Annotated in this window: 25 protein-coding genes; 8 read left to right on the top strand and 17 right to left on the bottom strand. The window is 68.8% G+C overall.

Annotation, left to right across the window (positions count from 1 at the left end):
- Positions 1 to 106: 106 nt before the first annotated feature.
- Positions 107 to 418, bottom strand: a complete 312-nt coding sequence (locus ABD255_RS36825) for an ArsR/SmtB family transcription factor (protein ID WP_344221421.1) — start codon at positions 416 to 418, stop codon at positions 107 to 109.
- Positions 419 to 508: 90 nt separating this feature from the next.
- Here ABD255_RS36825 and ABD255_RS36830 point away from each other — a divergent pair, with 90 nt between their 5' ends.
- The 3 genes from ABD255_RS36830 (at position 509) to ABD255_RS36840 (ending at position 4276) form a co-directional block, all read left to right on the top strand.
- The gene (locus ABD255_RS36830) at positions 509 to 1702 is read left to right on the top strand and encodes an MFS transporter (protein ID WP_344221422.1); all 1194 of its coding nucleotides are present in this window, start codon (positions 509 to 511) and stop codon (positions 1700 to 1702) included.
- Between the two features lie 64 nt (positions 1703 to 1766).
- Entirely contained in the window at positions 1767 to 2762 is a 996-nt protein-coding gene (locus tag ABD255_RS36835; RefSeq protein WP_344221423.1) for a hypothetical protein, read from the top strand.
- Positions 2759 to 4276: a hypothetical protein gene (locus tag ABD255_RS36840; protein WP_344221424.1), complete on the top strand. Its 1518-nt coding sequence runs from the start codon at positions 2759 to 2761 to the stop codon at positions 4274 to 4276. The genes ABD255_RS36835 and ABD255_RS36840 overlap by 4 nt, the downstream gene beginning before the upstream one ends.
- 40 nt (positions 4277 to 4316) lie before the next feature.
- Here the strand turns inward: ABD255_RS36840 and ABD255_RS36845 are convergent, their stop codons facing one another.
- From ABD255_RS36845 to ABD255_RS36875, 7 genes are all read right to left on the bottom strand, one after another.
- On the bottom strand, positions 4317 to 5060 hold the full coding sequence (locus ABD255_RS36845; protein ID WP_344221425.1) for an SDR family oxidoreductase: 744 nt from the start codon (positions 5058 to 5060) through the stop codon (positions 4317 to 4319).
- 52 nt (positions 5061 to 5112) lie between these two features.
- Entirely contained in the window at positions 5113 to 6000 is an 888-nt protein-coding gene (locus ABD255_RS36850; protein WP_344221426.1) for an RNA polymerase sigma-70 factor, read from the bottom strand.
- 17 nt (positions 6001 to 6017) lie between these two features.
- Positions 6018 to 8027, bottom strand: coding sequence for a HelD family protein (locus ABD255_RS36855; RefSeq protein ID WP_344221427.1), 2010 nt, complete (start codon positions 8025 to 8027; stop codon positions 6018 to 6020).
- 47 nt (positions 8028 to 8074) lie between these two features.
- Positions 8075 to 8878, bottom strand: a complete 804-nt coding sequence (locus ABD255_RS36860) for a phosphatase PAP2 family protein (protein WP_344221428.1) — start codon at positions 8876 to 8878, stop codon at positions 8075 to 8077.
- Positions 8879 to 9090: 212 nt separating this feature from the next.
- A complete protein-coding gene (locus tag ABD255_RS36865; protein WP_344221429.1) occupies positions 9091 to 9978 on the bottom strand; it encodes a carbohydrate ABC transporter permease in 888 nt (295 codons plus the stop codon).
- Positions 9975 to 10931, bottom strand: coding sequence for an ABC transporter permease (locus tag ABD255_RS36870; protein WP_344221430.1), 957 nt, complete (start codon positions 10929 to 10931; stop codon positions 9975 to 9977). Before ABD255_RS36870 ends, ABD255_RS36865 begins: the two co-directional genes overlap by 4 nt.
- Positions 10932 to 12554, bottom strand: a complete 1623-nt coding sequence (locus ABD255_RS36875; RefSeq protein ID WP_344221431.1) for an extracellular solute-binding protein — start codon at positions 12552 to 12554, stop codon at positions 10932 to 10934.
- Positions 12555 to 12627: 73 nt separating this feature from the next.
- On the opposite strand from ABD255_RS36875, the gene ABD255_RS36880 reads away from it, so the two are divergent.
- From ABD255_RS36880 to ABD255_RS36890, 3 genes are read left to right on the top strand one after another with little or no spacing between them, the layout of a single operon-like run.
- Entirely contained in the window at positions 12628 to 13722 is a 1095-nt protein-coding gene (locus tag ABD255_RS36880; protein WP_344221432.1) for a sialidase family protein, read from the top strand.
- Positions 13723 to 13742: 20 nt separating this feature from the next.
- Positions 13743 to 14684: a dihydrodipicolinate synthase family protein gene (locus tag ABD255_RS36885; protein ID WP_344221433.1), complete on the top strand. Its 942-nt coding sequence runs from the start codon at positions 13743 to 13745 to the stop codon at positions 14682 to 14684.
- A gap of 57 nt (positions 14685 to 14741) precedes the next feature.
- Positions 14742 to 15443, top strand: coding sequence for a FadR/GntR family transcriptional regulator (locus ABD255_RS36890; RefSeq protein ID WP_344221434.1), 702 nt, complete (start codon positions 14742 to 14744; stop codon positions 15441 to 15443).
- Between the two features lie 2 nt (positions 15444 to 15445).
- On the opposite strand, the gene ABD255_RS36895 is transcribed toward ABD255_RS36890, so the two are convergent.
- The 5 genes from ABD255_RS36895 to ABD255_RS36915 form a co-directional block, all read right to left on the bottom strand.
- On the bottom strand, positions 15446 to 16021 hold the full coding sequence (locus tag ABD255_RS36895) for a hypothetical protein (RefSeq protein WP_344221435.1): 576 nt from the start codon (positions 16019 to 16021) through the stop codon (positions 15446 to 15448).
- A gap of 10 nt (positions 16022 to 16031) precedes the next feature.
- Positions 16032 to 17180, bottom strand: coding sequence for a zinc-dependent alcohol dehydrogenase (locus tag ABD255_RS36900; RefSeq protein ID WP_344221436.1), 1149 nt, complete (start codon positions 17178 to 17180; stop codon positions 16032 to 16034).
- A 34-nt stretch (positions 17181 to 17214) separates the two neighbouring features.
- Positions 17215 to 17346: a hypothetical protein gene (locus ABD255_RS36905; protein WP_344221437.1), complete on the bottom strand. Its 132-nt coding sequence runs from the start codon at positions 17344 to 17346 to the stop codon at positions 17215 to 17217.
- Positions 17347 to 17465: 119 nt separating this feature from the next.
- The gene (locus tag ABD255_RS36910) at positions 17466 to 19157 is read right to left on the bottom strand and encodes a DNA repair helicase XPB (protein WP_425554625.1); all 1692 of its coding nucleotides are present in this window, start codon (positions 19155 to 19157) and stop codon (positions 17466 to 17468) included.
- An 85-nt stretch (positions 19158 to 19242) separates the two neighbouring features.
- Positions 19243 to 19545 carry a helix-turn-helix domain-containing protein gene (locus ABD255_RS36915; protein ID WP_344221439.1) on the bottom strand — a complete coding sequence of 101 codons (303 nt, stop codon included), beginning with the start codon at positions 19543 to 19545 and terminating at the stop codon, positions 19243 to 19245.
- A gap of 67 nt (positions 19546 to 19612) precedes the next feature.
- Here ABD255_RS36915 and map point away from each other — a divergent pair, with 67 nt between their 5' ends.
- A complete protein-coding gene (map, locus tag ABD255_RS36920) occupies positions 19613 to 20395 on the top strand; it encodes a type I methionyl aminopeptidase (RefSeq protein WP_344221440.1) in 783 nt (260 codons plus the stop codon).
- An 88-nt stretch (positions 20396 to 20483) separates the two neighbouring features.
- Here map and ABD255_RS36925 read toward each other — a convergent pair whose 3' ends face one another.
- Both ABD255_RS36925 and ABD255_RS36930 read right to left on the bottom strand, forming a co-directional pair.
- Positions 20484 to 22775 (bottom strand): helicase-associated domain-containing protein, encoded by a 2292-nt coding sequence (locus ABD255_RS36925; RefSeq protein WP_344221441.1) that lies wholly within the window; start codon positions 22773 to 22775, stop codon positions 20484 to 20486.
- Between the two features lie 95 nt (positions 22776 to 22870).
- Entirely contained in the window at positions 22871 to 23674 is an 804-nt protein-coding gene (locus ABD255_RS36930) for a GNAT family N-acetyltransferase (RefSeq protein WP_344221442.1), read from the bottom strand.
- Between the two features lie 109 nt (positions 23675 to 23783).
- Between ABD255_RS36930 and ABD255_RS36935 the strand changes: the two genes are divergently transcribed.
- A complete protein-coding gene (locus ABD255_RS36935; RefSeq protein ID WP_344221443.1) occupies positions 23784 to 24566 on the top strand; it encodes an alpha/beta fold hydrolase in 783 nt (260 codons plus the stop codon).
- Here ABD255_RS36935 and ABD255_RS36940 read toward each other — a convergent pair.
- Complete coding sequence (locus ABD255_RS36940; RefSeq protein WP_344221444.1) at positions 24509 to 25132, bottom strand: TetR/AcrR family transcriptional regulator; 624 nt, start codon at positions 25130 to 25132, stop codon at positions 24509 to 24511. The genes ABD255_RS36935 and ABD255_RS36940 overlap by 58 nt on opposite strands.
- Positions 25133 to 25327: 195 nt before the next feature.
- The gene (locus ABD255_RS36945) at positions 25328 to 25708 is read right to left on the bottom strand and encodes a DUF427 domain-containing protein (protein ID WP_344221445.1); all 381 of its coding nucleotides are present in this window, start codon (positions 25706 to 25708) and stop codon (positions 25328 to 25330) included.
- Positions 25709 to 25771: the final 63 nt, after the last annotated feature.

A 25771-nucleotide genomic window follows, 5' to 3' on the forward strand; every position in this document is an offset into this window, starting at 1 on the left:
CGGTTGGCGAACAACCGGACGGTGTACGGCCGCTCGCCGGCCGGCTGCGACGCGGTGCCGCGCGGTTTGTTCCGCAGTACGGGCGGTTTTCCGGGAAGTGGATGGGTCAGCGGGGGGCGGAGAGGATGCCGGTTAGGAGGCCGGGGTAGAGGGCGTCCAGGTCTTCGCGGCGGAGGGTGCTGATGCGGCGGGTGCCGTCGGTGCGGGTGCTGAGGACGCCTGCTTCGCGCAGGGTGCGGAGGTGGTGGGCGCGGGTGGAGGCGGTGACGGGTAGTTCGATGTCGCCGCAGGCGATGCCTTGGGGGGCGTCGGCCAGGGCGCGGATGATCTGCAGGCGGACCGGCTCGCCAAGCGCCTGCAGGACTGACTCCACGCGGATCTCTTCGCGGTCCGGCTGGGGCAGCGACTTCGTCGTCATGGGTCCATAGTACGACGACTATCGAAGTTCGACGAAGATCGTAGTACGATCAACATCGAACTATTCGTCTGCCCCCTGGAAGGTCCCCTGATGTCCGCACGCATCTACCTGCTCGCGGCCGGAGCGTTCGCCGTCGGCACCAGCGCGTACGTCGTGTCCGGCGTGCTGCCCGCGGTCAGTTCCGAGCTGAACGTCTCGCTCACCGCCGCCGGCCAACTGGCCACCGCGTTCGCCCTCTCGTACGCCGTCGGCGCGCCGCTGCTGTCGACGTTGACGGGCCGCTGGGAGCGCCGCACGCTGCTGATCGCCGCCCTGCTGCTGGCCGCGATCGGCAACGGCATCGCGGCGATCGCGACGAACTACCCGGTCCTGATCGTCGGCCGGATCGTGGCCGCGCTGGGCGCCGCGGCGTACACGCCGGCGGCGACGTTGTTCGCCACGACCTTCCTCCCGCCGGAGGAGCGGGGACGAGCGGTCGCGGTGGTGTTCGGTGGTCTGACCTTCGCGCTGGTGCTCGGCGTACCGGCGGGCAGCCTGCTCGGTGACAGCCTCGGCTACCGCGGTGTGTTCGCCTTGATCGCGGTGATCTGCCTGATCGTCGTTCTCTCGGTGCGCTCCGCGCTGCCGACGCTGGAAGCACCTGCGGCCGTGAGCCTGCGGGAGCGGTTCGCCGGACTCACCGACCGCCGGGTGCAGACCGTGCTGCTGATGACCGTACTGGCGGTACTGGCGACCATGAGCGTCTACATCTACATCGTGCCGCTGCTGGCCGAGACTGCCCACCTGAAGGGCGGAACAGTCGGCGTACTGCTCCTCATCTACGGCATCGGCGCCGTCCTGGGCAACCTGGTCGGCGGCCGCGCCACTGACCGCTTCGGCAGCCTCCGCACGCTGACGGTCACCCTGATCGGCTTCACCGTGGTCATCGCCACCCTGACGCTGACCGCGACCTCGGTAACCGGCGCGGCCATCGCCCTGTTCGTCTGGAGCGTCTTCACCTGGGCCTTCAACCCGCCCATCCAGAACCTGCTGCTGGAGCTCGGCGAGGGCGGCGGCCTCCTCCTCGCCATGAACGCCTCGGCGATCTATCTGGGCGCAGGCCTGTCCGCAGTAGTCGGAGGGGTGGTCATCAAGCTGCTGGGCGTACAACTGCTTCCGCCCATCGCCGCGGCCCTGGGCCTGCTGGTGATCGGCCTGCTGTTCACCTTGCGCCGCAACCCGGCACTTCAGCGAGCGGAGCGCCTGGAGCCGGCCGAGGCGGAGCTCGCAGCCGTAGCCGATTGAGGCGGTAGCACCCAGCTAAGGCAGGCTAGCCGCCATGCGTTGGCTGGCTGGTCTCTTGGTTCTGGTGACTGTTTGGGCTCTTCCCGGGGTGGCGACGGCAGCGGATGTCGGTCCGCTCGATGTCGTCGAGGGGTGGAAGACGTCTCCTGTGTACGTCGACCCGACGCAGCGGTCGCTGGTTCCGGAGAAGGAGGCCGCCCGGCTCGCTGAGCGGGTCGCCGGACACCAGCCGGCCATCCGGATCGCGGTGGTCCCGGCGGCTGCGATCGACTCGAGCATGAAGGACGAGACCGCCAAGGCCTTCGTCGACAGTCTGGTGGACGTGCAGCAGGCCGACGGCGTCTACCTGGTGGTGTTTGGTGGGGCAATCACCTGGGGGAGTGCGGTGGGGGTCGATACCCCGATCGCGGACATCCTGAAGGAGGAGCTGACCAAGCACAGCCGATCGGATCCCGTCGGGTTGCTGGACGGCGTGCTGGATCAGATGGAGGTCCCCGGCTCGTCCACGGGGACACCGGGTTGGCTGTGGCCGCTGCTGATCGTGCTGGTGGTTCTGGTGGGGCTCGGCCTCGGCTTGCTCTGGTGGAGGCGCCGGCCGCGCAAGGACGAGGGACCCGCGCTCTACCGCCCGTCGTACGACGTACTGCCGGATGAAGCGGACACCCTCGACGAGAGGCGGAAGCTGGCTCGGGAGGACGTGACGCGGTTCGGCGAGGAACTGGATGTCGCCGACGTGCGTCTGGACGGCGTGGAGACGACAGCGGACGTGCAGGCGGCGATGGACGCGTACGCCGAGGCTGGGCGGGTGGTCGACGGCGAGCCGGATGATCTGCGCCTGCGGGGTGTGCGGGACACGGTGGAGTACGGCCGCTGGCGTCTCGCCCGCGCCCAGGCCCGGGCAGCCGGAACCCCGGCACCGGCACGAAGAGCAGCCTGCTTCTTCGATCCCGCGCACGGCATGTCCGCGACGGACTGGATGTACACCCCAGCCGGCGGCCGTCCCCGCGAGATCCCCATTTGCGCCCCCTGCCAAGCCCGCCTCTCGGGAGGACCGCGATGAACCGCTGCAGTCGTCTGCTCACCGCCGTCACGGTGGTCTTCGTCGTCAGCCTTCCGGGTCTGGCCGCCCAGGCAGCAACACCTACGCCGACGCCGAAGCCCAGCAAGACCAGGCCGACCTACCGGTACACGCCGCCAGACCTGGAGGGGGAGCGGAAGAAGCAACTGGCTGCTGCGGAGCGGTACATGGATGACGTGGCAGCCAAGCTCAGTACGCCGGGGGTGTGGGCGGATCCGGCGGTGAAGTCGCTGAGTGCTCGGGAGGTGGCCGCGCTGGACCGGGCGGCCAAGGCAGCCAAGGCGCCGATCCGGATCGCCGTGATCCCAGCCGGTTCGATCAACGTCGCACCCTTCCGCAATACGGCGTACACGAAGGTCAAGCTCGCCTGGGAGGGGGAGGAGATCGCCGACCAGTTGTACGACCGCGTCGGCGTGGAGGGCGTGTACGTCGTACTGACCCACGCGAGCTCCAGCTCCCAAGGCCGCGGCCTGCACGCGGTCCAGCGGGCGGACCACGGGCCGACGTACCACGTCGAGAGCGCGGTGGACCAGGCCGTCGACTGCTGCTCCCCGGACTACGAGGACATGCTGGAGAGGTTCATCCAGCGCGCCCAGCAGATCAACAAGCCTTTCTACGTCGACGCGGCCCCGTACGCCGGCGGTGCGGCGGGCCTGATCGGCCTGTGGTGGGGGGTCACGGCGCTGGGCGCCCGCAAAACCCGCCGAGCTGACGAGAAGCGAAACCTGGAGATCGCACGGCCGGTGCTCAACGAGGAGATCATCGCCCTCTCGGAGCGGATCGCGGCCCGGCCGGTCACCTCGGACCCGCAGCAGTCCAAGCTGCTGAAGGACGTGCTCGACACCATCGAGAAGGCCAGGCACCGGCTCGACTCGGCCGACGGGGACGCCGACACCGAGGCCGTCGCGACCCTGCTCGGCTCAGCCCGGTACGGCGTCGCCTGCCTCGACGCCCTGCGCGCCGGGAGGCCGATTCCCGAGCCGACGGCACCCTGCTTCTTCGACCCACGCCACGGCCCGAGTACTACGGGCGTCGACTGGGCCCCTCAAGGTGGATCCACTCGCCAGGTCCAGGTCTGCGCCACCTGCGCCGAGCAAGTGGCGGCCAACCAGGAGCCCGCAGTACGGATGGTGACTGTGCGGGACACGCCCCGCCCGTACTGGACCCTCGGCGAGGAGCTGGCGTCGTACATCGACGGCTACTGGTCCCAGGGCGATGGCAGGCGCTGGTACTTCCCGGACGACGACGCACGCCGTGCGGGTGACACGATGCGAGCCCGCTGGCGGTCCCGCCGCCCGGGTGCCCGCTTCCGCAGCTGGACCGCTGACGTGGGTTCCTCGGTCGGCAGCATCTCAAGCGGCAGCAGCAGCGGCAGCGGTAGTTCCTGGGGCTCCGGTTCGTCCCGCCGGCGGTCGTACTCCTCCCGCACCCGGTCGAGCGGCGGGGGTTCGTCCCGCCGCTCGTCCCGTCGCTCCGGCGGGTCCAGAGGTTTCTGAGCCGCCCCGACCGAGCCGCCCCTGCCGTCAGTGCCGGCCGTCAGTGCGACTTGAGCCAGTCGGCGTACGTGGTCTGCGCGAGCGTCGCGCCGGCGTCGGTGCACAGGCTGTGCTCGGCCAGTTCGGTGCCGAAGTACCGGCCGTGCGGGTCGACGACCACCTTGCGCTGGTCACCGGTCGCGTCGATGAACTGCTGGATCAGCTGCTCGAAGGTGAGCTCCTCGGGCCCACCGATCTCGGTCGCCGCGTTCAGCGGTTCGCCGACGGAGACCCGGCCCACCGCGGTGGCGACGTCCTCGGCCGCCATCGGCTGGATCCGCGCGTCCGGCACCCGGATGACGCCGTTCTCGGTGCCGGCGTCGGCGATCCCGGCGACGAACTCGAAGAACTGGGTCGCCCGCACGATCGAGTAGGGGATCGACGAGCCGGCGATCAGCTTCTCCTGCGCCACCTTCGCGCGCAGGTAGCCGCTGTCGGGCAGCCGGTCGTCGCCGACCACGGAGAGCGCGACGTGGTGGCCGACGCCGGCCTCGGCCTCGGCGGCGAGCAGGTTGCGGGTGGAGGTCTCGAAGAACTCCAGCACGGCCGCGTCCTCGAACGACGGCGAGTTGGACACGTCGATGACGACCGACGCACCGGTGAGCACCTCGGCCAGACCCTCGCCGGTCAGGGTGTTGACGCCGGTGTTCGGCGAGGCCGGCACCGCCTCGTGACCGTGCTCGCCCAGCTTGCCGATGAGCTTCGAACCGATCAGGCCAGTGCCGCCGATCACAACGATCTTCATGGAAGACCCTTCCTGTACCGCGGGCGGTGTCCGTCACCGTCCGGTCGTACAGCTAAGACAGGGCAGGGCCCTGCGCTGTGACAGCGGCCAGCTTCTCGGGGTTCATCAGCCACTGGACCTCGTCGATCCCGGCCGCGGAGACGCTGATGCTGACGGCAACGAACGCCTCGCCGTCGCGGACCGCCAGGGCGGAGGTCCGGCCGTTGGCCTGGAACCAGGTGAGCGTCGAGCCGACCCAGAACCGCGACGCGAAGGACGCCACGTACTTCGCGACGTGATCCCGCCCGAACACGGGGATCCGGCTGGCCCGGACGATCCCGCCGCCGTCGGAGTAGCTGACCACGTCCGCGGCGAGCAGTTCCACCAGTTCGGCGAGGTCGCCTTCCTGGGCCGCCGCGAGGAACGCCTCCAGCAGGCGCCGCTGCTCGGCCGCGTCCACCGGCTCGCGCCGCTCCTCACCCAGCCGCTTGCGCGACCGGCTGACCAGTTGCCGCACGTTCGCCTCGGACAACTGCACGATCTCGGCGATCTGGTCGTAGGGGTAGTCGAACGCCTCACGCAGGATGTACGCCGCCCGCTGGGTCGGCGACAACTTCTCCAGCAGCACGAGCATGGCCAGTTCCAGTGCCTCGCCACGCTCCGCGCCGAGGGTCGGATCAGCGCTCGTGTCGACCGGCTCGGGCAGCCACGGGCCGATGTAGGTCTCCCGCCGTACCCGCGCGGTCTGGGTCGCGTTGATGGCCAGCCGGGTCGTCATGGTGGCGAGGAACGCGGCCGGCTCCCGGACCGTCTCGCGGTCGTAGGCCTGCCACTTGAGCCAGACGTCCTGGATCAGGTCCTCCGCCTCATGGACGCTCCCGAGCATCCGGTACGCGATCCCGAAAAGCCGCCGGCGTACCCCGGCGAACTCGGCGGCGGCCTCGTCCAGATCTGTGGTCACGCGTTCCAGCCTACGGATCAGCCGGCCAGGACCTCGGGCAGGTCGTCGTGATGCAGGATGGCGAGCGAGGTGACCGCACGGGTCAGGCACACGTAGAGCCGCCGGAGCCCGGTCCGCTCGTCGGCCTCACCCGCGACGATACCGGCCGGTTCGACCAGTACTACGTGGTCGAACTCGAGGCCCTTCGCCAGCCCGGCCGGTACGACGTCCACGTGCGCGTCGACGTCGTCCTCGTCGCCCAGTACGGCGAAGCTCACACCGTGATCCCGCAGCGCTTTCCGGGCCGCCGGGACCAGCGCGTCCGGCACGATCAGGCCGATCGAGCCCGGCCGGTCCATCACCTGGGCGACGGTCTCGACGGCGGCCGCCAGACTGTCGGGGACCCTGGTGATCGCCAGCTCACCCCGGGCCCGTCGTACTGCCGTGGGCGGTGTCAGGTGCGGCGCGATCTGCGGCAGCAGGCGGGCGGCGTACTCGATCACCTGGCCGGGGACGCGGAACCCGGCGGTCAGTTCCTCGGTGTGCGCGCCTGACTTGCCGAGGTGCCCGAGCGCCTCCTCCCACGAGGGCGTCGCCCACGGGGTGGTGCCTTGCGCGATGTCGCCCAGCACTGTCATCGAACCGGTCGAACACCTTCGCCCGACGGCCCGCAACTGCATCGCCGAGAGGTCCTGCGCCTCGTCGAGGACGACATGTCCGAGGCTGGGAGTCCGATCGACCAGGTCGGCGATCTCGTCGATCAGGGTGGCATCCGCCACGGACCACTTCGCGGCACCCGCGGATCTCGGCGGCTTCTCCCAGCTCAGCAGCGCCTGCTCATCCTCGCTGAGGATCCCGGCGGCGTGCTCGGCCAGCAGGTCGGCGTCGGTGAACAGCTGGAACAGGAGCTTGGCCGGGTCGACCACCGGCCACAACGCCTCGGCGTACTGCTTGACCGGGCGGCTGCGAGCCACGGAGTCCTGCACGCGGTCGTCGGGGGAGTCCCCGGCGGCTTCCATCCGCAGCAGGACGGCGTGCGCGAGTCGCTGCGGCAGCATCGCCCGCCCGGCGCCGTACCGGACCCCGCGCGTGCGCAGCTCAGTGACCAGCTCCTCAGCCTGGTACGCCGGTACGCGCCACCGGTGGGACCCCCGCGGGACCACCAGTGCCTCCTTCGGCAGCTGCACGTGCGACCAGACCGCACGGTGCAGCAGTTCCGCCATCCGCGCGTCCCCCTTGAGCACGTCCACGGCGGCGGTTCCGGGTCCGGCGATCTTCACCCGCGCCACCATCTCCTCGACGGTGGTCTGCTTCGCCTCGATCTCGCCCAGTGCGGGGAGCACGTCGCCGATGTACCGCAGGAAGCTCGCGTTCGGCCCGACCACCAGTACTCCGGCACGGCTGAGCTGGTCGCGATAGGCGTACAGCAGGTACGCCGCGCGGTGCAGGCCCACCGCGGTCTTCCCGGTGCCGGGCGCCCCCTGCACACAGATGGTGTCCTCGACCCCGGCCCGGACGATGACGTCCTGCTCCGGCTGGATCGTGGCGACGATGTCGCGCATCGGGCCGGAGCGAGGACGCTCGATCTCGGCGTCGAGGATGTCGCTGTGCTCGGCCACGGCCGCGGAGGAGGTCAGGTCCTCGTCCTCGAACGCGGTCATCTCGCCGTGGGTGAAGCCGAACCGGCGGCGCACCCCGACGCCCATCGGCTCGGTCTTGCTGGCCCGGTAGAACGGCACCGAGATGTCGGCCCGCCAGTCCACCACCAGCGGTTCGCCGGCGTCGTCGTTCACGTGCCGGCGGCCGATGTGGAAGGTCTCCTCGGCCGGCTCCAGGTAGTCCAGCCGGCCGAAGAACAGCGGCACGTCCGGGTCGTCCTCGAGCTCCTTCATCCGCCGCCAGATCGCGGCCTTGAGGAACTCGGTGTTCACCCGGTCCGCGCTGGCGATCTCCAGCGAGCCGGTCTTCTCCCGCATCACGGCGAGCGCGGCGCGCGAAGTACGCAGGTAGTTTCGTTCGGCCTGGAGGATGGGATCGTCTGAGGGCACGACAGAACCTCCGCTAAGCGGTCGATGGTCAGGGAAGCCCCGCCACGTTACTTGAGCGCGGGCTCCAGGGCGACCGAATTACCCGGTGCGAGCTCCGGCCTGTCGCTGCGCAGGCCCGGCCGGAGCAGCAGCGGCAGGCTGACGGCGAGCAGGATCAGTACGACAATGCCGTCGAGCCAGTAGTGGTTCGCGGTCACCACCACCACGGCGACGGTGATGATCGGGTGCAGCAGCCACAGCCAGCGCCACTTGGTCCGGGTGATCAGGATCATCGCCAGGGCGATCAGCGCGGCCCAGCCGACGTGCAGGCTCGGCATCGCGGCGAACTGGTTGGCGACGCCGCCGGAGCTCTGCGGACCGTAGACCGACTGGCCGAACTTCAGGCCGGTGTCGACGAAGCCCGGCATCATCCGCGGCGGCGCGAGCGGGAAGAGGATGTGGCCGATCGTCGCCAGCCCGGTCAGCGACACCATCGTCCAGCGGACCCGCGGATAGGCCATCGGGCGCCAGATGCTGAGCCAGAGCAGGACCGCCGCGGTCAGTGGCGCGTGCACCGCCGCGTAGTACAGGTTCGCTCCCTCGATCAGGTGCGGGACCTGGAGCCCGGCCTGCTGGATCGCCGCCTCGTCGGGCAGGTGAAGCAGGCGCTGAAACGAGAGCACCTCGCGAGCATTTCCGAACGCGGAGCCGGTGTGTCCGGCCGCGAACTGCCGGCCGAGGCTGTAGACCCCGAACAGGGTCGCCAGCAGGACCGCTTCTCGCACCACCCTCCACACCACCGGCGCGGGTCCCGAGGGGGCGCGCCCCCGTTCACCGGCCAGTTCCCCCTGCTCCAGTACCTGTGTCCCCATACCCCTCGACGGTACCGGTCACGGCGTCGGGAATGGCCCAGGCTGAACCCTGATGTTGCCCTGGGCAACCCCCGAGCCACGCGTCGTGACCGGCCCGTCACCCCCCATCCAGCTAGTCGCCGATACTCCCCTCATCAGCGCCAACCGGCGCGGCCGCCGCGGCATTCCACCGGTCGCCGGCCGCGCCTGGACGGTGACCGGCGGTCAGTTGATCAGCCCTTGACCGCGCCGGTCAGGACGCCCTTGGCGAAGTGGCGTTGCAGGAACGGGTAGACCAGCAGGATCGGCACGATGGAGATCACCAGGATCGCCATCTGGATCGACGCCTGCGGGGGCAGGCGTTCGGTGCCGAGTTCGGCGCTGCCCAACTGGGTGTCGTTGATGACGTAGGTACGCAGTACCAGTTGCAGCGGCCAGAGCTTGCTGTCGTTCAGGTAGAGCAGTGCGCTGAAGAAGGCGTTCCAGTAGCCGACCGCATAGAAGAGGCCTATCACCGACAGAACCGCCTTCGACAACGGCAGCACGATGTAGCCGAACGTCTTCAGTTCGCCCGCGCCGTCGATCCGGGCGCTCTCGGTGATCTCCTGCGGCAACGCGGAGAAGAAGGCCCGCAGCACGATCACGTTGAACGCGCTGACCATCGTCGGCACGATCAGCGCCCAGATGCTGTCCAGCAACCCGGCGCCCTTCACCACCAGGTAGGTCGGGATGATGCCGGGGGAGAACAGCATGCTGAACAGCACCACCAGCAGGATCGGCCGGCCGGCGGTGAAGGAAGGCCGGGCGAGCGCGTAGGCGAGCAGGCAGGACACGGTCAGGCTGAGCAGGGTGCCGATCACCGTGACGAAGATGCTCACGAACAACGCCTGCGTGACCACTCCACCCGCGAACAACGAGCGGTACGCGCCGAGGTCCACGGAGTCCGGCAGCAGCACCAGCCCACCTGACTCGTTGACCTGCTTGTTCGGCGCGATGCTGGTCGAGATCACCGCGACGAACGGCACGATCACCGCGGCGCAGAACACCAGCAGGACCAGGCCCTTGAACCCTCGCATCGGCCACGACGGCATCGGCGTGCCGTTGACTAGACGCCGCGTCATCGGCTGTACACCCCTTGCTCCCCGAAGATGTGCGCCACCTTGTTGGCCACCAGGACCAGCGCGACGCCGACGATGCCCTTCACCAGTCCGACCGCGGCCGCGACTCCCCAGGCGCCACCGATCACGCCGTTGTTGTAGACGTAGGTGTCCAGTACTTCGCTGACGTCGCGTCCCACCGCTGCCTGTTGCAGGATGATCTGCTCGAACCCGACCGTCAGCGAGTCACCCAGCCGCAGGATGAACAGCAAGATGATGATCCCCCGCAGCCCGGGCATCGTGACGTGCCACAGTTGCCGCATCCGGCTGGCGCCGTCCACGCTGGCCGCCTCGTAGAGCTGCGAATCGATCTGCGAAAGCGCCGCCAGGAAGAGGATCGTCGCCCACCCGGTGTCCTTCCAGATGATCTGCGACGTCAGCAGCACGTGGAACAACTCGGAGTTCCCGATGATGTCGAGCGTCGCCAGATCATGGGATCGCAGGTAGTTGTTGAGCAGCCCGCTGCCGCCCAGCATCTGCTGGAACAACGCGACCACGATCACCCAGGACATGAAGTGCGGCAGGTACAGGATGCTCTGCGCGATCCGCTTGATCCGCTCGGAGAACAGCGAGTTCAGCAGCAACGCCAGCAGGATCGGCGCCGGGAACACGAACACCGACTGCAGGCTGGTCAGGATCAGGGTGTTCTTCAACGCCCGCAGGAACGCCGGGTCGCCGGTGAAGATCACCGAGAAGTTCTCCCAGCCGGCCCAGTCGCTGGCACTGATGCCCAGGAACGGCTGGTAGTCCTTGAACGCGATCACGTTCCCGAGCAGCGGGACGTAGTGGAACGCCACGATCAGCGCGGTCCCGGGCAACGCGAACAGCAGCAGCACCCGGTCGCGGATCAACCGCTGCCCGAGTGACAACTGCTGCCGCGGCCCCTTGCCGGACAGGGATTTGGTGCCTTGCAGCATCTAGCGCCCTGCCGCGTCGCTGAAGGCCTGCCCGAGCTCGGCCTTGATCTTGTCGCCACCGGCCGACAGCCAGGTCTTCACGGCAGGCGCCCACGCCGACACCGGCTTCTTGCCCTGCATGATCTGGTTCTCCAGATCGGTCAGGACGCCGTTGATCCGCGCGCCGTCCTTCGACAGCGTGTCCGAGTACAGCCCGTACGACGCGTCGAACACCAGTCTGGGCGCGATCTTCTGCTGGATCTTGTGCTGGTTCTGCGGCACGGCCGGCTTGCCCGCCCAGTACAGCGACAACGCCGAGTCGGAGATGTACTGCAACCCGATCCCGGTCTCGACCACCCCGACCTTGGTGGGAACCGGGTCGGTCCCCTTCAGTTCGTAGTGCCGGCCGGCGACGCCGTACTTGCGGAACAGGTACTCCTCGGTGCCGAAGGGCGCGGCCATCCAGTTGGCCACCTTCAGCAGGGTTTCGGCCGAGTGCTTGCTGCTCTTGTTGAAGGCGGTGATGTTGTTCAGCGCCGCACCCATCCAGGGCTTGCCCTCGCCGCCGGAGAAGCCCGGCACGTCGAGCATGTTCACGCCGAACGAGTCACCCGCGGTGCTGTCGGCGTAGTACTGGTTCCAGGCGACGAAGCTGTCCAGGTCGAAGACCGCGGTACCGCCGTTGAACCACTGCTTGCGGGCGCTCCCGGCGGCGCTGAAGGTGTCGGGGTTGACCACGCCGGCCGCGAACATCTTGCGGGCCGCTTCGAGCGCGTCGGTGTTCGCCTCGTGCTCGACCATCGCGGTGAACTTGCCGCCGTCCTCGGCATAGCCGTTCGGCAGCCCGAGCATCTGGCGGATGTACGCGAGCGGCACCCGGGTCCAGGCCCAGCGGTTCTGCTTCGCCGCGGTCAACTCCTGGCAGAGCGCGAGGAACTCCTCGAAGTTCTTCGGCGCCGGGTTGTCGATGCCCTTGGCCGCCAGGAGATCCGAGCGGTAGAGCGGCAGCGAGGTTCGTGACATCCCCCGCGGCACCGGTACGGCGTAGATGCCTCCGTTGTAGACACACCCCTTCCAGTACTCCGTGGGGATGTTCGCCAGGAAGGGGTACTTCTTCACGGCGTCGCCGGACAGGTGCTCGGTCAGGTCCAGACACTTGGCCTTGAGCAGGCCGGGGATCTGCACCGTGCTCGGCGGGATGTTGATCACGTCGGGCAGATCGCCGCCGGCCACCCGGGTGGCGAACTTGTTGGAGTACTCGTCGTTCGAGGCCATGCTGATCTGCAGTTCCGAGCCGAGGCGCTCGTTCAGCGCCTGCCAGAAGGCGTTCTTGTCGGCGGCCGGTGGGATCGCGCCGGGGATGTTCGTCATGAACGTGATCGGCTGACCGTCGCCCGGCTTCTCGGTGATGGCCCTGATCGGGTTGGCCGGGTACTTCAGGAATCCGTCCAGCACCAGGTCCGTGCCCGGGAGGTCCGGCTTCACCCCGGTGTAGCGCTGGTACGTCGGCAACTTGACCGCGAGATTGGCGGCGGCCTGGTTCTTCTTGTCCGACGCGCAGCCGCTGAGCAACGGCGTACCGGTGACCGCGACCGCCGCGGCGGCCAGGCCGCCGCCGAGGAATGTCCGTCTGCTGAGTGGCATGAGGCCTCTCCTTCATTGATTAAGCCGGCCATGGGCGTTGAGTCAGCGGCCTCACCATGACATAGTACGTCCTATGTCTTCAAGACTCGGTGCCCCGAAAGTCGTCTTCGACCCCGCCGGCAGCGGATATCACACGTTCCGGATCCCCTCGATCACGGCGCGAGGGGACGTGCTGTTCGCCTTCTGCGAAGGACGGCTGAACTCGTCGGCCGACGCCGGCGAGATCGAGGTCGTACTGCGGCGCTCACGCGACGGCGGGCGGACCTGGTTGCCGCTCCAGGTCGTGTCGGCCGCCCCCGGCAAGACCTGCGGGAATCCCGTGCCGATGGTCGACCCGGCCAGCGGCGACCTCGTCCTGGTCACCGTCCAGAACGGCGCGGACCAGATCGAGATCACGGTCGCCCGCGGCTCCGACCCCGAGAGCGGCCGCCGCGTCTACGTCCAGCGCAGCAGTGACGACGGCGAGACCTGGACCGACCCGGAAGAGATCACCAAGCAGGTCAAGCCGGACGACTGGGGCTGGTACGCGACCGGCCCCTGCCACGGCATCGCCCTCACCCAAGGCCCGTACGCCGGCCGGCTGGTCGTGCCCGCGAACCACTCGTTCATCCCCGCGGACTTCGACGGCCTCGACGCTGCGGGAGCGATGCGGCTGAACGGAGGCCACGGCATCTTCAGCGATGACGGCGGCCGGACCTGGTCGCTCGGATTCGTCGACCGCAACGACGGCGACGAGATCAACGCGAACGAGACGACCGTCGTGGAACTGGCCGACGGACGGCTCTACTTCAACGCCCGCAACCACCGCGGTACCGGCCCGGCTCGGGTGCACGCGTACTCGTCGGACGGTGGCGCTTCCCTCGATTCGCAGTACGCGGGGATTCCTGAGGTCACGGCGCCCGGGATCCAGGGAAGCGTGCTGCGGGTAGGGGATCGGCTGCTTCTGTCGACGCCGGTGCATCCGGAGATCCGGCGCGAACTGACCGTCTTCGTGAGCTCCGACGACGGCCTGTCCTGGCGTCCGGGGCTCGTCGTCCACCCGGGCATGGCCGGGTACTCCGATCTGGTACCGCTGCCGGGCGGCCAGGTCGGGCTGTTCTACGAGGCCGGTGAGACCTCGTCCTTCGCCACCTTGCGTTTCGTCACGTTCGATCCGTCCCAGCTCTGACCGATCCAGGGGAGATTTTTGTGTCCGATTCCGCCCAGAACCTCAGCGGTGTGGTGCCGCCGCTCGTCACCCCTCTCACCACCGAGTACGACGTCGACACCGCCTCGCTGGCGCGGCTGGTCGCGCACCAACTGGCCGGGGGAGTCCGCGGCGTCTTCGTCCTCGGGACCTCCGGGGAGGGGACCTTTCTGACCGATGAGCAGCGGCAGACCGTGCTGGAGACGGTCGTGTCCGAGGTGTCCGGCCAAGTCCCCGTACTGGCGGGCGCGATCGACACCTCGACCGCGCGAGCCGGTGCGCATGTGGCCGCCGCGTTGAAGGCAGGTGTGGACGCGGTGGTGGCGACGGCGCCGTTCTATGCGGCAACGCACCCCGCGGAGATCGAGCGGCACTACACGCGGCTGGCTTCCGTCGCCGGGGAGACGCCGATGTTCGCCTACGACATTCCGTCGCGGATCAGCGGGACGAAGCTGCCGTCGGCGTTGATGATCGACCTGGGCCGGCGGGGTGTGCTGGCCGGGGTGAAGGATTCGAGCGGCCAGGAGACGAGCCTGCGGCGGCTGGTGCTCGATCGCGCTGCTGCCGGGCTGGAGGGTTTCGCGATCATGACCGGGTCCGAGGTGACGGTGGACTCGGCGTTGAACTTCGGGGTCGACGGCGTGGTGCCGGGACTGGGGAACGTGGATCCGGCCGGCTACGTGCGGATCTTCGACGCCGTCGCCGCCGGGGATCTCGCGGCCGCGCGGCGGGAGCAGGACCGGTTGTTCCGGCTGTTCGAGATCGTGGAGGTGGCCGATCGGGCGCGGATGGGGCACAGTTCTGGGGCACTCGGGGCGTTCAAGGCCGCGTTGTTCCTGCTCGGGGTGATCGCCAGCCCGCTGACGGCGTACCCGTCGATCCCGCTGGACGACGACGAGATCCGCCGGATCGGCTCGCTGCTGGAACGCGCCGGGCTGCGCTGATCGCAGTACGGGGCGGGCTCCGGTCAGTAAGCTGAACGTCGATCGGAGGAGGATCGTTTGACCACGGGCAGGGCGCGAGGCGCCGCGGGGAACCAGTCCTTCATCCGCGACCAGATGAAGTCGTTCATCCTCGAGCGCGGGCTGAAGGCGGGCGACCCGCTGCCCAACGAGCAGGAGTTGATGGCCCAGCTCGGGGTCGGCCGGCACCCGCTGCGTGAGGCGATGAAGGCGTTGCAGGCGGTCGGCATCATCGAGATCCGGCACGGCTTCGGCACCTACGTCGGCCAGGTGACGCTGGAGGCGCTGGAGGACGGGCTCGCCTTCAAGATGTCGCAGTCGATGGCGGGCGACCTGCGGGACGTACAGAACGTGCTGGAGGTCCGGCAGGCGATCGAGGTCGGCCTCGCCGACGAGGTGGTCGCGCACTTCAGCCGGACCGGCTTCGACGAACTGGACCCGCTCGTGGCACTGATGGAGGCCAAGGCCTCGGCCGGGGAGTACTTCCCGGACGAGGACTGGGCCTTCCATCAGGCTCTCTACGAGCCGCTTGGCAACTCGCTCATCATCGATCTCCTGAGCGTCTTCTGGCGCACCTTCGCCCAGGTCGACGCTCGCCTCCCCGGCGCCCGCTACACCCCAGCCGACGCCGCCGGCTGGCACCGCGACCTTCTCGACACCCTGAAATCAGGAAGCCCCGAGGATTTCGCCCGCTCCATGAAGTCCCACTTCGTCGGCATCCACACCCGGCTCGGCGAATGACCTCAGCTCCGGCGTAGCCGGGTGACCTTGCGGATCGTGCGATAGGCCAAGGCTCCGGCCACCATCCACGGTCCCGCGACGATCAGTACGTCCAGTGGCTGGTGGGCCAGATCAACCCGCTTCTGGCCGCGCCGGGAGGCGATGCCGTGGTGGGTGAACTCGCTGCGGACGCCGGTCTGGGTGAAGGGGTTGTCCGGGCGCAGCGTCCCGAACGACCGCACTGTGCTCTCCACCGCGTCGACCCGATCGGCCGCCATCAGCAGCAGCCAATGCGCCGCCCGCGCCTCGCTGTACTTCTTGTACGAGTACTTGCGGATCACGCCGGACAACCCGCGCGGCGGGCACGACGTACCGAAGACCGGCGGCAGCCGCTCGTGCTCGATCGACCGCTCCCGCGGCCACTTCTCGGTCTGCCGGTCGGGGAAGTCCCAGTGCGCGCCGTTGTGCCGCGGGTCGAAGCGCTCCTTCGGTACCGCGGGCCGGTCGGCGGGATCGAGGTCGGCGCCCCAGCCCGGGATGCGCTCCTTCAGTTGCTCGCTGGTCTCGGCCTGCCGCGGCCGGTGCGGGGTGTAGGTCATGTCGGTCCTTTCAGGCGGCGCTCGGGACGATCAGCGGCTTGATGCAACCGTCCAGCTTGGCCGAGAAGATGTGATAGCCGTCGGCGATGTGCTCGAGCGGGATGCGATGCGTGACCAGCTCGCTCGGCTTCAGATAGCCGTTGCGGATGTGCTCCAGCAGCCGCGGCCACTGCCGCTTCACCGGCGTCTGGTTCATCCGCAGCGTGAGCCCCTTGTTCAGCGCGTCGCCGAACTTGACCGCGCTGAACATCGGCCCGTAGGCACCCATCACCGAGACCGTCCCGCCCTTGCGGACCGAGTCGATCGCCCAGTTCAGCGCGATCGGCGAACCGCCCTGCAGCTTCAGCTTGGCCGCGGTGACGTGCTGCAGCAGATTGCCGTCCGCCTCGGCACCCACCGCGTCGATGCAGACGTCGGCACCGAGGTGACCGGTGATCTTCTTCAGTTGCACGACGATGTCGTCGTACTCGCTGAAGTTGAGGGTCTCGGCCTGTGCGAAGGTCCGGGCCTTCTCCAGCCGGTACTCCAGGTGGTCGATCACGAGCACCCGGCCGGCGCCCATCAGCCAGGCCGACTTCGCGGCGTACAGACCGACCGGTCCGGCCCCGAAGACGGCCACCGTGTCACCCTCGACGATGTCGCCGAGCTGCGCACCGAAGTACCCGGTGGCCAGCGCGTCCGTCATCAGTACCGCGTCCTCGTCGTCCAGCCAGTCGGGAATGACGCTCGGCCCGACGTCGGCGAACGGCACCCGCACGTACTCCGCCTGGCCGCCGTCGTAGCCGCCGCAGGTGTGGGAATAGCCGTAGATGCCGCCGACCGCGGTCGCGTTCGGGTTCACGTTGTGACAGTTCGAGTACAGGCCGCGGGCGCAGAAGTAGCAGGTGCCGCAGAAGATGTTGAACGGCACCATCACCCGGTCGCCGGGGGAGAGGTTCCGGACCGACGAGCCGACCTCCTCGACCACGCCGACGAACTCGTGCCCGAACGTCGTCCCGACCCGGGTGTCCGGCATCATCCCGTGGTACAGATGCAGATCCGACCCGCAGATCGCCGCCCGGGTCACCCGCACGATCGCGTCGTTCGGATGCTCGATCGGCGGCATCTCCTTGTCCTCCACCCGGATCCGGTAGGGACCGCGGTACACCATTGCTCGCATCAGAGCCTCCTCCAGGCCTGGTCGGCGCGACGGTTCAGCGCAGCAGCAGATTGAGCACGACGGTGAGGATCACCGAGGCGACGACGGAGAACAGGATCATCGCCAGGCACCCGCCCGCCCCGCCCGCCGGCCGGATCCGGACGGCGCTCATCGATCGACCGCCCACGTCGGCTGCTCGGGTCCCGTCTCAGCATTCATGGCGCAGCGGTACCCCGCCCGGGCGCAGCGATTCGTGTCCGGACGCACAATCTCACCAAGAGGTGTCCGCGGTCGCGCGGACGCGGGTCAGGCGAAGAGGTTCTCGGCGTCGACGATGGTGTAGGCGTAGCCCTGTTCGGCGAGGAAGCGCTGGCGGTGGGCGGCGAACTCGGCGTCGACGGTGTCGCGGGCGACGATCGAGTAGAACCTTGCGGTCCGGCCGTCACCCTTCGGGCGCAGTACGCGGCCGAGGCGTTGCGCCTCCTCCTGCCGCGATCCGAACGTCCCCGACACCTGGACGGCGACGGACGCCTCCGGCAGGTCGATCGAGAAGTTGGCGACCTTGCTGACCACGAGCATGTTGATCTCGCCGGTGCGGAACGCCTGGAACAGCCGCTGCCGCTCCTTCACCGTCGTCTCGCCCTTGATCACCGGGCACTCGAGCCGCTCGCCGAGCTCGTCCAACTGGTCGATGTACTGGCCGATCACCAGCATCGGCTCGCCCTTGTGGTGATCGGCGATCTGCCGTACCAGCCGTGACTTGGCCGGCGTGGAGGCGGCCAGCCGGTACCGGTCCTCGGGCTCGGCCGTCGCGTAGACGAACCGCTCGGTCTGCTCCAGGTCGACCCGTACCTCGACGCAGTCCGCGGGCGCGATCCAGCCCTGCGCCTCGATGTCCTTCCACGGCGCGTCGTACCGCTTGGGCCCGATCAGCGAGAACACGTCGCCCTCGCGCCCGTCCTCCCGGACCAGCGTCGCGGTCAGCCCGATCCGCCGCCGGGTCTGCAGATCCGCCGTCATCCGGAAGATCGGCGCGGGCAGCAGGTGCACCTCGTCGTACACGATCAGGCCCCAGTCGCGCGCGTCCAGCAGTTCCAGGTGCGTGTAGACACCCTTCCGCCGCGTCGTCATCACCTGGTACGTCGCGATCGTGACCGGGCGGATCTCCTTGCGCGCACCGGAGTACTCGCCGATCTCTTCCTCGGTCAGGGTGGTCCGCTTCAGCAGTTCGTCCTTCCACTGCCGCGCGGACACCGTGTTCGTCACCAGGATCAAGGTGGTCGCCGAGGCCTGCGCCATCGCGGCCGCCCCGACGATCGTCTTCCCCGCCCCACAGGGCAGCACGACGACCCCGGAACCACCGTGCCAGAACGCATCGGTCGCCTGCTGCTGGTACGGCCGCAGATCCCACCCGTCCTTGACCAGGTCGATCTTGTGCGCCTCGCCGTCGACGTACCCGGCGAGGTCCTCAGCCGGCCAGCCGATCTTCAGCAGCGTCTGCTTCAGGTGACCACGCTCGGACGGGTGCACCAGCACCGTGTCGTCATCGATCCGGGCCCCGATCATCGGCTTCACCTTGGCCGACCGCAGCACCTCCTCCAGCACCGGCCGGTCGGTGGTCACCAGCACCAGCCCATGCTGCGGGTGCTTCTCCAGCCGCAGCCGCCCGTACCGATCCAGCGTCTCCGCGATGTCGACCAGCAACGAGTGCGGCACCGGGTACCGGCTGTAGCGCAGCAGCACGTCGATCACCTGCTCGGCGTCATGCCCCGCCGCCCGCGCGTTCCACAACCCCAGCGGCGTCAGCCGATACGTGTGCACGTGCTCCGGCGCCCGCTCCAACTCCGCGAACGGCGCAATGGCCTTCCGGCAGTCAGTCGCCTCCGGATGAGCAGTCTCCAGCAACAACGTCTTGTCCGACTGAACGATCAACGGCCCATCCGTCACGCACTCACTCCCGTCAGCAACCCTCAGGCGAACACCCGCCCGACCCTCCATTGTGCCTGGTCCGGCAAACACCCTCCCGGGCGCCGACTCGAGGCGAGCCGCGCCCACGCCTTCAACGCAACTGTGGGATGGAGACTTATGAGGCCAACCACGCACGTGCGTTGTGCCCAGAGTTGGTCGGTTCACCATCACGTTCGGGCTGGTTGATCTCGGCCCACACCGCATCGAGGGAGAGGCCGAGGACATCGGCGATCGCGGCGATGGTCGGGAAGGCAGGGGTCGCCACGCGGCCCGTCTCGATCTTCCGGAGGGTCTCCGGTGAGACCCGTGCATGGAGCGCGGTCTCGAGCATCGAGCGCTCGCCCCTGGCGCGACGCAACAGGGCACCGAGGCGCTGTCCGCGCTCGACCTCCGCGGGTGTGAGCGGCAACCTGACCATGGCTCCGATTCTAGTACCGGGATAATATGGCCGGGATAGTTATTGGTTGCGTGAGAAAAGGCGTTGCATGATCGAGATCCTGAACCCCACCCAACTGGCCCGAGCGAAGGAGGCAGGCGCCCTGGTCGCCGGCATCCTGCAGACCCTGAAGAGCCGGAGCGCGGTCGGCACGAACCTCCTGGACATCGACCGGTGGGCCGAGACCATGATCGTCGAGGCTGGTGCGCTGTCCTGCTACGTCGACTACGAGCCATCCTTCGGACGCGGGCCGTTCGGCCACTACATCTGCACGGCCGTCAACGACGCCGTGCTCCACGGACTGCCCTACGACTACACGCTTGCCGACGGCGACCTGCTGACGCTCGACCTCGCCGTCTCCCAAGGCGGAGTCGCCGCGGACTCTGCCATCAGCTTCATCGTGGGCGACTCGAAGCCCCCGGAGAGCGTCGCGATGATCAGCGCGACCGAACGCGCACTGAGCGCGGGGATCGCCGCGGCCGGACCCGGAGCTCGCATCGGCGACATCTCCCACGCCATCGGCTCGACGCTGTCCGAGGCGGGGTATCCGATCAACACCGAGTTCGGCGGTCATGGCATCGGATCAACGATGCACCAGGACCCACACGTTTCGAATACAGGACGACCAGGCCGCGGATACAAACTGCGCCCCGGGCTGCTGCTCGCACTGGAGCCGTGGGTGATGGCGGACACTGCCGAACTCATCACCGATGCCGACGGTTGGACGCTCCGCAGCGCGACAGGCTGCCGGACAGCACACAGCGAGCACACGATCGCCATCACCCCCGACGGCGCCGAAATCCTCACCTTGCCGACGCAGACACTCCCGTGAACTCGGAGCCACGCCTGACCCTGTGGTCCTGACCTGCCGTGGGGCGGGTGGGTGAGTCAGCTCAGGCAGCACCACCCGGGGGCTTGAACTACTTGTCGTCGACGGGCCGCGCGTTAGCTATCCGGTGGAGGGCATACGTACGCGGCTGATCCGCGTTGTCGTCGTACGCCGTGAGCCAGCCGTCGGCGACGCGGACTGGTTCGACGATGCGTTCGGCGGCGTTGCCGTTGTGGTCTACGTAGGAGATCCAGGCGCGGGTGTTCGCCTCGGCGGCTTCGGAGAGCACGCTGATGGTTTCGGCGGGGGCGGTGGTGTCGCCGGGGGAGTGTTCGGCGGGGCGTTCGGCGGCTACCCGGTCGCCGGAGCGGACTCGTTCGATGACGGCCTTGACCTGGTCCTCGGTGAGTTCCAGTGCACTGTCGACGAAGTCCCGGCTGGTACGCCGACGCGGTGGTTCACCCCGGCGGTTCCCAGCGGTAGTCACGTGTACTACGCCGTCGAAGGTCTCCCCAAGCGGCGCGAGCCCGGCATCGCGCAGGCGGCTCAGTACGAGGTCGGGTGGTGACGGCGACACCACCACCGTCGGAGCGAGCCGCCGGAACCGGATGCCGGGCAGGTTCGCGTTCAGCAGTCCCGTGAGCACGTTCTCGTCGTCACACCGCAGATACGTCGAAGCCCCGCCGATCCGCAGTACTCCGTGCCGGCGGGCGACGTCGTCGATCAAGTAGGTCAGCGGCTGCGGCACCGGAGTACGCGAGTGCTCGGCCAGCCACTTGTGCAACTGGTCGCTGGTCCGCCCGAGGTCGAACGCACGCCGCACCGAGCTCTCACTGAACCGGAAGACGCCGCCACCACCATGCGACTCCACGTCGGCCATAGCAGCCAACTCATCCTGTACTGCGCGCACCAGCGGCCCAGGAGCAACCGCAGTCAGGTCAGCCTGCAGCAACACCTCCGACACAGGCGCCGGCACCAGCGGCTGGATCGCCAACGCCAAGTCGTCGGCAGTCGGCTCCTCCGTCAGCAGCACAGCAGAATGCGACGCCAGAGCCCCAAGCCCAGTCAGACCGAGCAACGCGGCCTCGGTGATAGTCCACTCGACCAGGTCGTCCCGGAACTGCCCACCTCGTCGGGGCCGATGCCAAGCAACCCAGGTGACGACAGACTCCACAGCGGGCGCCGTGCCGACAGCTGCCTCGGACAGCGCCTGCAGCGTAAGCAGCCGCACCTCAGGAGCCAGAAGCCTCTCGAGGTCAGGCGCGAGCGCATTGACCAGCCGCTCCCGCGCAGCAGCGGTAGCGCCGCCACTGTCGCGCCGCCCGATCAGCCCGATCGCCCGCAACCCGGTGAACCACGCACTGACCAGCGTGCCCCACCGATGAGCGGTATCCAGCTCCAGCCAGTCGTCATAGGCGCCGGTAGGCAACCACAGCTCGCTGTTGCCAACCTCGACGGCAGCAACCAGCCCAGCGGCGTACGCGATCTCCAGTACTGCGCCCGCCGTCGGCTCGTCCGCGCCGATCTTGGTGGCAAGCCCACGAAGCTCCCGTACGCCGATGCCACCAGTACGCAGTACAGGCGGTGGTTCCGTGCCCAGTTGCTCCAGTGCGCGGTCCACCTGCCGCACGAGATCCAGGGCGGCTCCGGCAGCAGCACGATCGGCGATAGCGGGCGAAACCGTCTTCCCGTCGAGCGGCGGCGGCGTAGGCCGAGTTGTGGCCAGCACACGCCCACCCCGCAGGTGCAGCCCGATCTGCCGGGGCAGCATCACGGTCGTAGCGTCCTTCGGTACTACGAGCCCGCGCGCGAGCAACTGCTCCACCGGAGTACGAGCCGACGCGATCGTCACCGGACGCTCGGCCTTCTCCACAGTCCCGGTAGGCGGACCCCACGTCAGCTTCTCCAGTACTTCGCGAGCAGCCGGCCCGGCGTCCTCGATCAGCTGGTCCAAGTCCCCGAAGTGCCGAGTGGTGATCGGTCCCAGCCCGGCCGGGGTCGGCCCGAGCAGCTCATGCACGGCCCGGATCGGCCGGAGGTCGTCCTCATTGCCCCAGACCAGGGCCAGCGCGAGTAGCTCGACAACGCGCGGCTGGACGACCTCGGCAGGCTGGCCGACACCGCGCGCGAGGGCAGCGACATCCACCGGTTCAGGCAAGGCTGACAGCGCCTCCAACAGGTCGACACCGAACTCGTCGAGCCGGTTGATCGCTCTGGCGGCGGAGGCGTTGGTGGTCGCACGGGCCGCTAGCTGGCCGGTGTCGGCTGGGATCGGTGTTGCCAGGTCGGGCCGGTGCCGGAGCAACTGGCCGAGGGCAGCGTCATCCCAGGTGCGCAGGGCCTCGGCGAGGGTGCGTGGGCGGGTCCGCTCGGTATTGCTCATCCCTCCAACGGTACGGCCCCGCGCCCACGGCCAACGACTCGCAGCCGATCTCTTGTCACTGACCTGTGGTTTCCGCCCTGGATTTCCCGGCGCGGTTACTCGGATGAGGGCGGTTCGGCGGAGCCCACGGAGCCGATGCGGTGGAAACCGACGCGTTCGTAGACGGCGGCGACCGCGTCGCTCTGGGCGGAGAGCAGGATCAGGTCGACGCCCGAGGCGAACGCGTGCTCGGCGAGGCGGCTCGTGACGGCGGCGGCCAGGCCCTGGCGGCGCATCGCGGGCAGGGTGGCGACTCCGACGATCTCAGTGGTGTCGCCGACCGGCTGGTGGACGCCGCTGGCGAGCATGCCTTGGTCGCCGAACGCGGCGGCCGTGATCGAGACACCGCGCTCCGCCCGTTCGAGCAACGCGGCGGCCGCCTCGTCCGTCGTCTTGGCGACTTCCGCGTCGCGAGCCTCCGGTCCACCCTCGCCGACCGCCGTACCCGGTGTGCCGAAGCCTACGGAGGCAACGGCTCGGGCAGTACGCAGTTCAGGCAGGGAGGCGGGCAGGATCCGGCAGTCGAGCGCTGTCGAGACCGGCTTGAAGTCGGACTGTTCGAGCACCAGCAGCGGATATTCGTGCACCTCCAGCCCGGCCGCGGCGGCAGCGGGACCGAGCGAGGGGCAGGTGTCGACGACCCACTCGAAGCTCACCGGCAGCCCGAGTTCTTCGCATCGGGCGCGGAGCTTCTCGATGTCGGCGGGCTCGATCGTCGCATCCGAGCCAGGCACGGGGCGGGCGTAGTACGGCCAGATCGTGGTGGACCGGAACAGTGTGAAGGGGCCGACCTGCTGGCCGGTCGCGCCGGTCAGTGGAGTGGCGTGCAGATAGTCGTCGACTCTCGAGAGATATGGCATCTCGGGCAGTGAAGCAGTCGGTCCGCGACGGCGACAACCGAATATGTCGAGAACGCCCTGCCCGTGCCGACGTCACAGGCAAGATGGCCCTGCCGGATGGAGGACGGACATGTTCAAGGTGAGCTCAGCGGACGGTACGACGATCGCGTACGACCGGTCGGGATCCGGTGCGGCGGTGATCCTGGTCGGGGGAGCGCTGTGCGACCGGGCGTCGACGGCACCCCTCGCGCAGCAACTCTCCAAACACTTCACGGTCGTCTCGTACGACCGCCGCGGCCGGGGCGACAGCGCCGACACCAGCCCGTACTCCGTCGCCCGCGAGGTCGAGGATCTCGGTGCCCTGATCACGGCGCTCGGTGGAACCGCGGCCGTCTACGGGCACTCGTCCGCTGCCGCCCTCGTGGTGGAAGCGGCCGCGGCGGGTCTGCCGATCACCAAGGTGGTGCTGCACGAGCCGCCGTACGGGCCGGACGACGACGCGTCGCAGCGGGAGTCCGATCAGGCGGGTGCGAAGGTGAACAGCCTGCTCGCGCAGGACCGGCGCACTGAGGCGGTCCAGGAGTTCCTGACCATGGCCGGCATGCCCCCGGCAGCCGCCGCGGACCTGGCGGCGCAACCCGGCATGGCCGAGGTCGCGCCCACGCTCGCCTACGACTTCGCGGTGATGGACAGCGCCGGACCGGGCGGCCGGATCCCGTTCGGTTTGCTCGCCAAGGTGACCCAGCCGGCGCTGGCCGTCTGTGGTTCGGCGAGCCCGCCGTTCATGATCGACAGCGCGCGGGCCGTCGCGAAGGCGCTACCCGGTGGGCGGCTGGTCGAACTGGAAGGCCGGCATCACGTCGTCCCGCCCGAGGTGCTGGCACCCGTGCTCACCGAGTTCTTCGAGGCCTGAAGCCCGGCGAAGACCTCGCTCACCACCCGCTCGGCGTACTGCGGGGAGAGCGGTTCGTGGCTGACCAGGAGCCGGTAGTAGAGCGCGCCGTACAACGCGTCGATGGCGATCGGGATGTTCAGATCGGCCCGGAGTTCGCCGCGCTCGACACCGCGCCGCAGTACTTCGGCCGCTCCGGCGCGGCGGGTCTTGACCAGCCACTCGTGCAACGTGTCGGCGAGGGTCTCGTCGTGCTGGCTGGCCGCGAGCAACCCGACGAAGGGCTTCGCGAACGAGGGCTCGGTGAACAGCCTGACGACCCGGGAGACCTGCAACCGAAGGTCTTCGCGGGCCGAACCGGTGTCGGGGAAGGTCAGGCGCGGGTTCGACTCGGACAGGACCGCGTCCATGACGACGGCCGCCTTGCCCGGCCAGGACCGGTAGATCGTCGTCTTGGCGACCCCGGCGCGTTCGGCGATGCCCTCGATCGTCAGGGCCTGGTAGCCCTTCTCCACCACCAGTTCGAGCGCGGCGGCGAGGACGGCCTGGCGAGCGGTCTCGGACTTCGGCCTGCCGGCGGGGGTCATAGCCGTCACTCTAGCCGGGATTCACCAATACGCAACGTAGCGTTGCGAAATTCAGTCCAAACGTCTACGGTCATAGCCGACCAGGTCTTTCCCGAGCCGACAGGGGAGCTCGGGAGACGCGGATCGGCGGCGCGCCCCACGCGTGAGTGCGCCGCCGACGACGTGGTGCTCAGCCCCGTGCTGAGTCCGCGGAGGTCAGTCCGCGATGATCTCGATCGAGTCCACCCGGTCGGGGTAGAAGGCGACGTGGTCGCGGATGTCGGCGACCGCGTCGTACGGGGCCTCGTAGGTCCAGACCGCGTTCACGGTCTTCTCGCCGCCCGCCGGAATGCTGAAGTAGGTGGCCTCGCCCTTGAACGGGCAGTAGCTCTCGTGGTCGGTCGGCCGCAATTGCGTCAGGTCGACGTCCTTGCGCGGGATGTACTGCACGGCCGGGTAGCTGGCCTCCTGCAGCGACAGCGCGTCACGGCTGTCCGCGATGACCTGGCCGGCGACCTTCACGACCACGCGGTCCGGATTCTTCTGCACCGTGATCGGGTGGTCCGGACCGGGGATCTTGATCGGCTTGTCAGACATAACTCAGCTCCCAATGATCGACTCTTCATCAATCAGCAACAGAGACGATCGAGGGCACATTCC

Source organism: Kribbella sancticallisti, from assembly GCF_039530625.1.
In the GTDB taxonomy this organism is placed as follows: domain Bacteria; phylum Actinomycetota; class Actinomycetes; order Propionibacteriales; family Kribbellaceae; genus Kribbella; species Kribbella sancticallisti.

Coding starts and splice junctions, on each gene's coding strand:
- ABD255_RS36825 (WP_344221421.1), bottom strand. CDS start 418: ATGACGACGAAGTCGCTGCCCCAGCCGGACCGCGAAGAGATCCGCGTG.
- ABD255_RS36830 (WP_344221422.1), top strand. CDS start 509: ATGTCCGCACGCATCTACCTGCTCGCGGCCGGAGCGTTCGCCGTCGGC.
- ABD255_RS36840 (WP_344221424.1), top strand. CDS start 2,759: ATGAACCGCTGCAGTCGTCTGCTCACCGCCGTCACGGTGGTCTTCGTC.
- ABD255_RS36845 (WP_344221425.1), bottom strand. CDS start 5,060: ATGAAGATCGTTGTGATCGGCGGCACTGGCCTGATCGGTTCGAAGCTC.
- ABD255_RS36860 (WP_344221428.1), bottom strand. CDS start 8,878: ATGGGGACACAGGTACTGGAGCAGGGGGAACTGGCCGGTGAACGGGGG.
- ABD255_RS36865 (WP_344221429.1), bottom strand. CDS start 9,978: ATGACGCGGCGTCTAGTCAACGGCACGCCGATGCCGTCGTGGCCGATG.
- ABD255_RS36870 (WP_344221430.1), bottom strand. CDS start 10,931: ATGCTGCAAGGCACCAAATCCCTGTCCGGCAAGGGGCCGCGGCAGCAG.
- ABD255_RS36875 (WP_344221431.1), bottom strand. CDS start 12,554: ATGCCACTCAGCAGACGGACATTCCTCGGCGGCGGCCTGGCCGCCGCG.
- ABD255_RS36880 (WP_344221432.1), top strand. CDS start 12,628: ATGTCTTCAAGACTCGGTGCCCCGAAAGTCGTCTTCGACCCCGCCGGC.
- ABD255_RS36895 (WP_344221435.1), bottom strand. CDS start 16,021: ATGACCTACACCCCGCACCGGCCGCGGCAGGCCGAGACCAGCGAGCAA.
- ABD255_RS36900 (WP_344221436.1), bottom strand. CDS start 17,180: ATGCGAGCAATGGTGTACCGCGGTCCCTACCGGATCCGGGTGGAGGAC.
- ABD255_RS36910 (WP_425554625.1), bottom strand. CDS start 19,157: ATGGAGGGTCGGGCGGGTGTTCGCCTGAGGGTTGCTGACGGGAGTGAG.
- ABD255_RS36915 (WP_344221439.1), bottom strand. CDS start 19,545: ATGGTCAGGTTGCCGCTCACACCCGCGGAGGTCGAGCGCGGACAGCGC.
- map (WP_344221440.1), top strand. CDS start 19,613: ATGATCGAGATCCTGAACCCCACCCAACTGGCCCGAGCGAAGGAGGCA.
- ABD255_RS36925 (WP_344221441.1), bottom strand. CDS start 22,775: ATGAGCAATACCGAGCGGACCCGCCCACGCACCCTCGCCGAGGCCCTG.
- ABD255_RS36930 (WP_344221442.1), bottom strand. CDS start 23,674: ATGCCATATCTCTCGAGAGTCGACGACTATCTGCACGCCACTCCACTG.
- ABD255_RS36935 (WP_344221443.1), top strand. CDS start 23,784: ATGTTCAAGGTGAGCTCAGCGGACGGTACGACGATCGCGTACGACCGG.
- ABD255_RS36940 (WP_344221444.1), bottom strand. CDS start 25,132: ATGACCCCCGCCGGCAGGCCGAAGTCCGAGACCGCTCGCCAGGCCGTC.
- ABD255_RS36945 (WP_344221445.1), bottom strand. CDS start 25,708: ATGTCTGACAAGCCGATCAAGATCCCCGGTCCGGACCACCCGATCACG.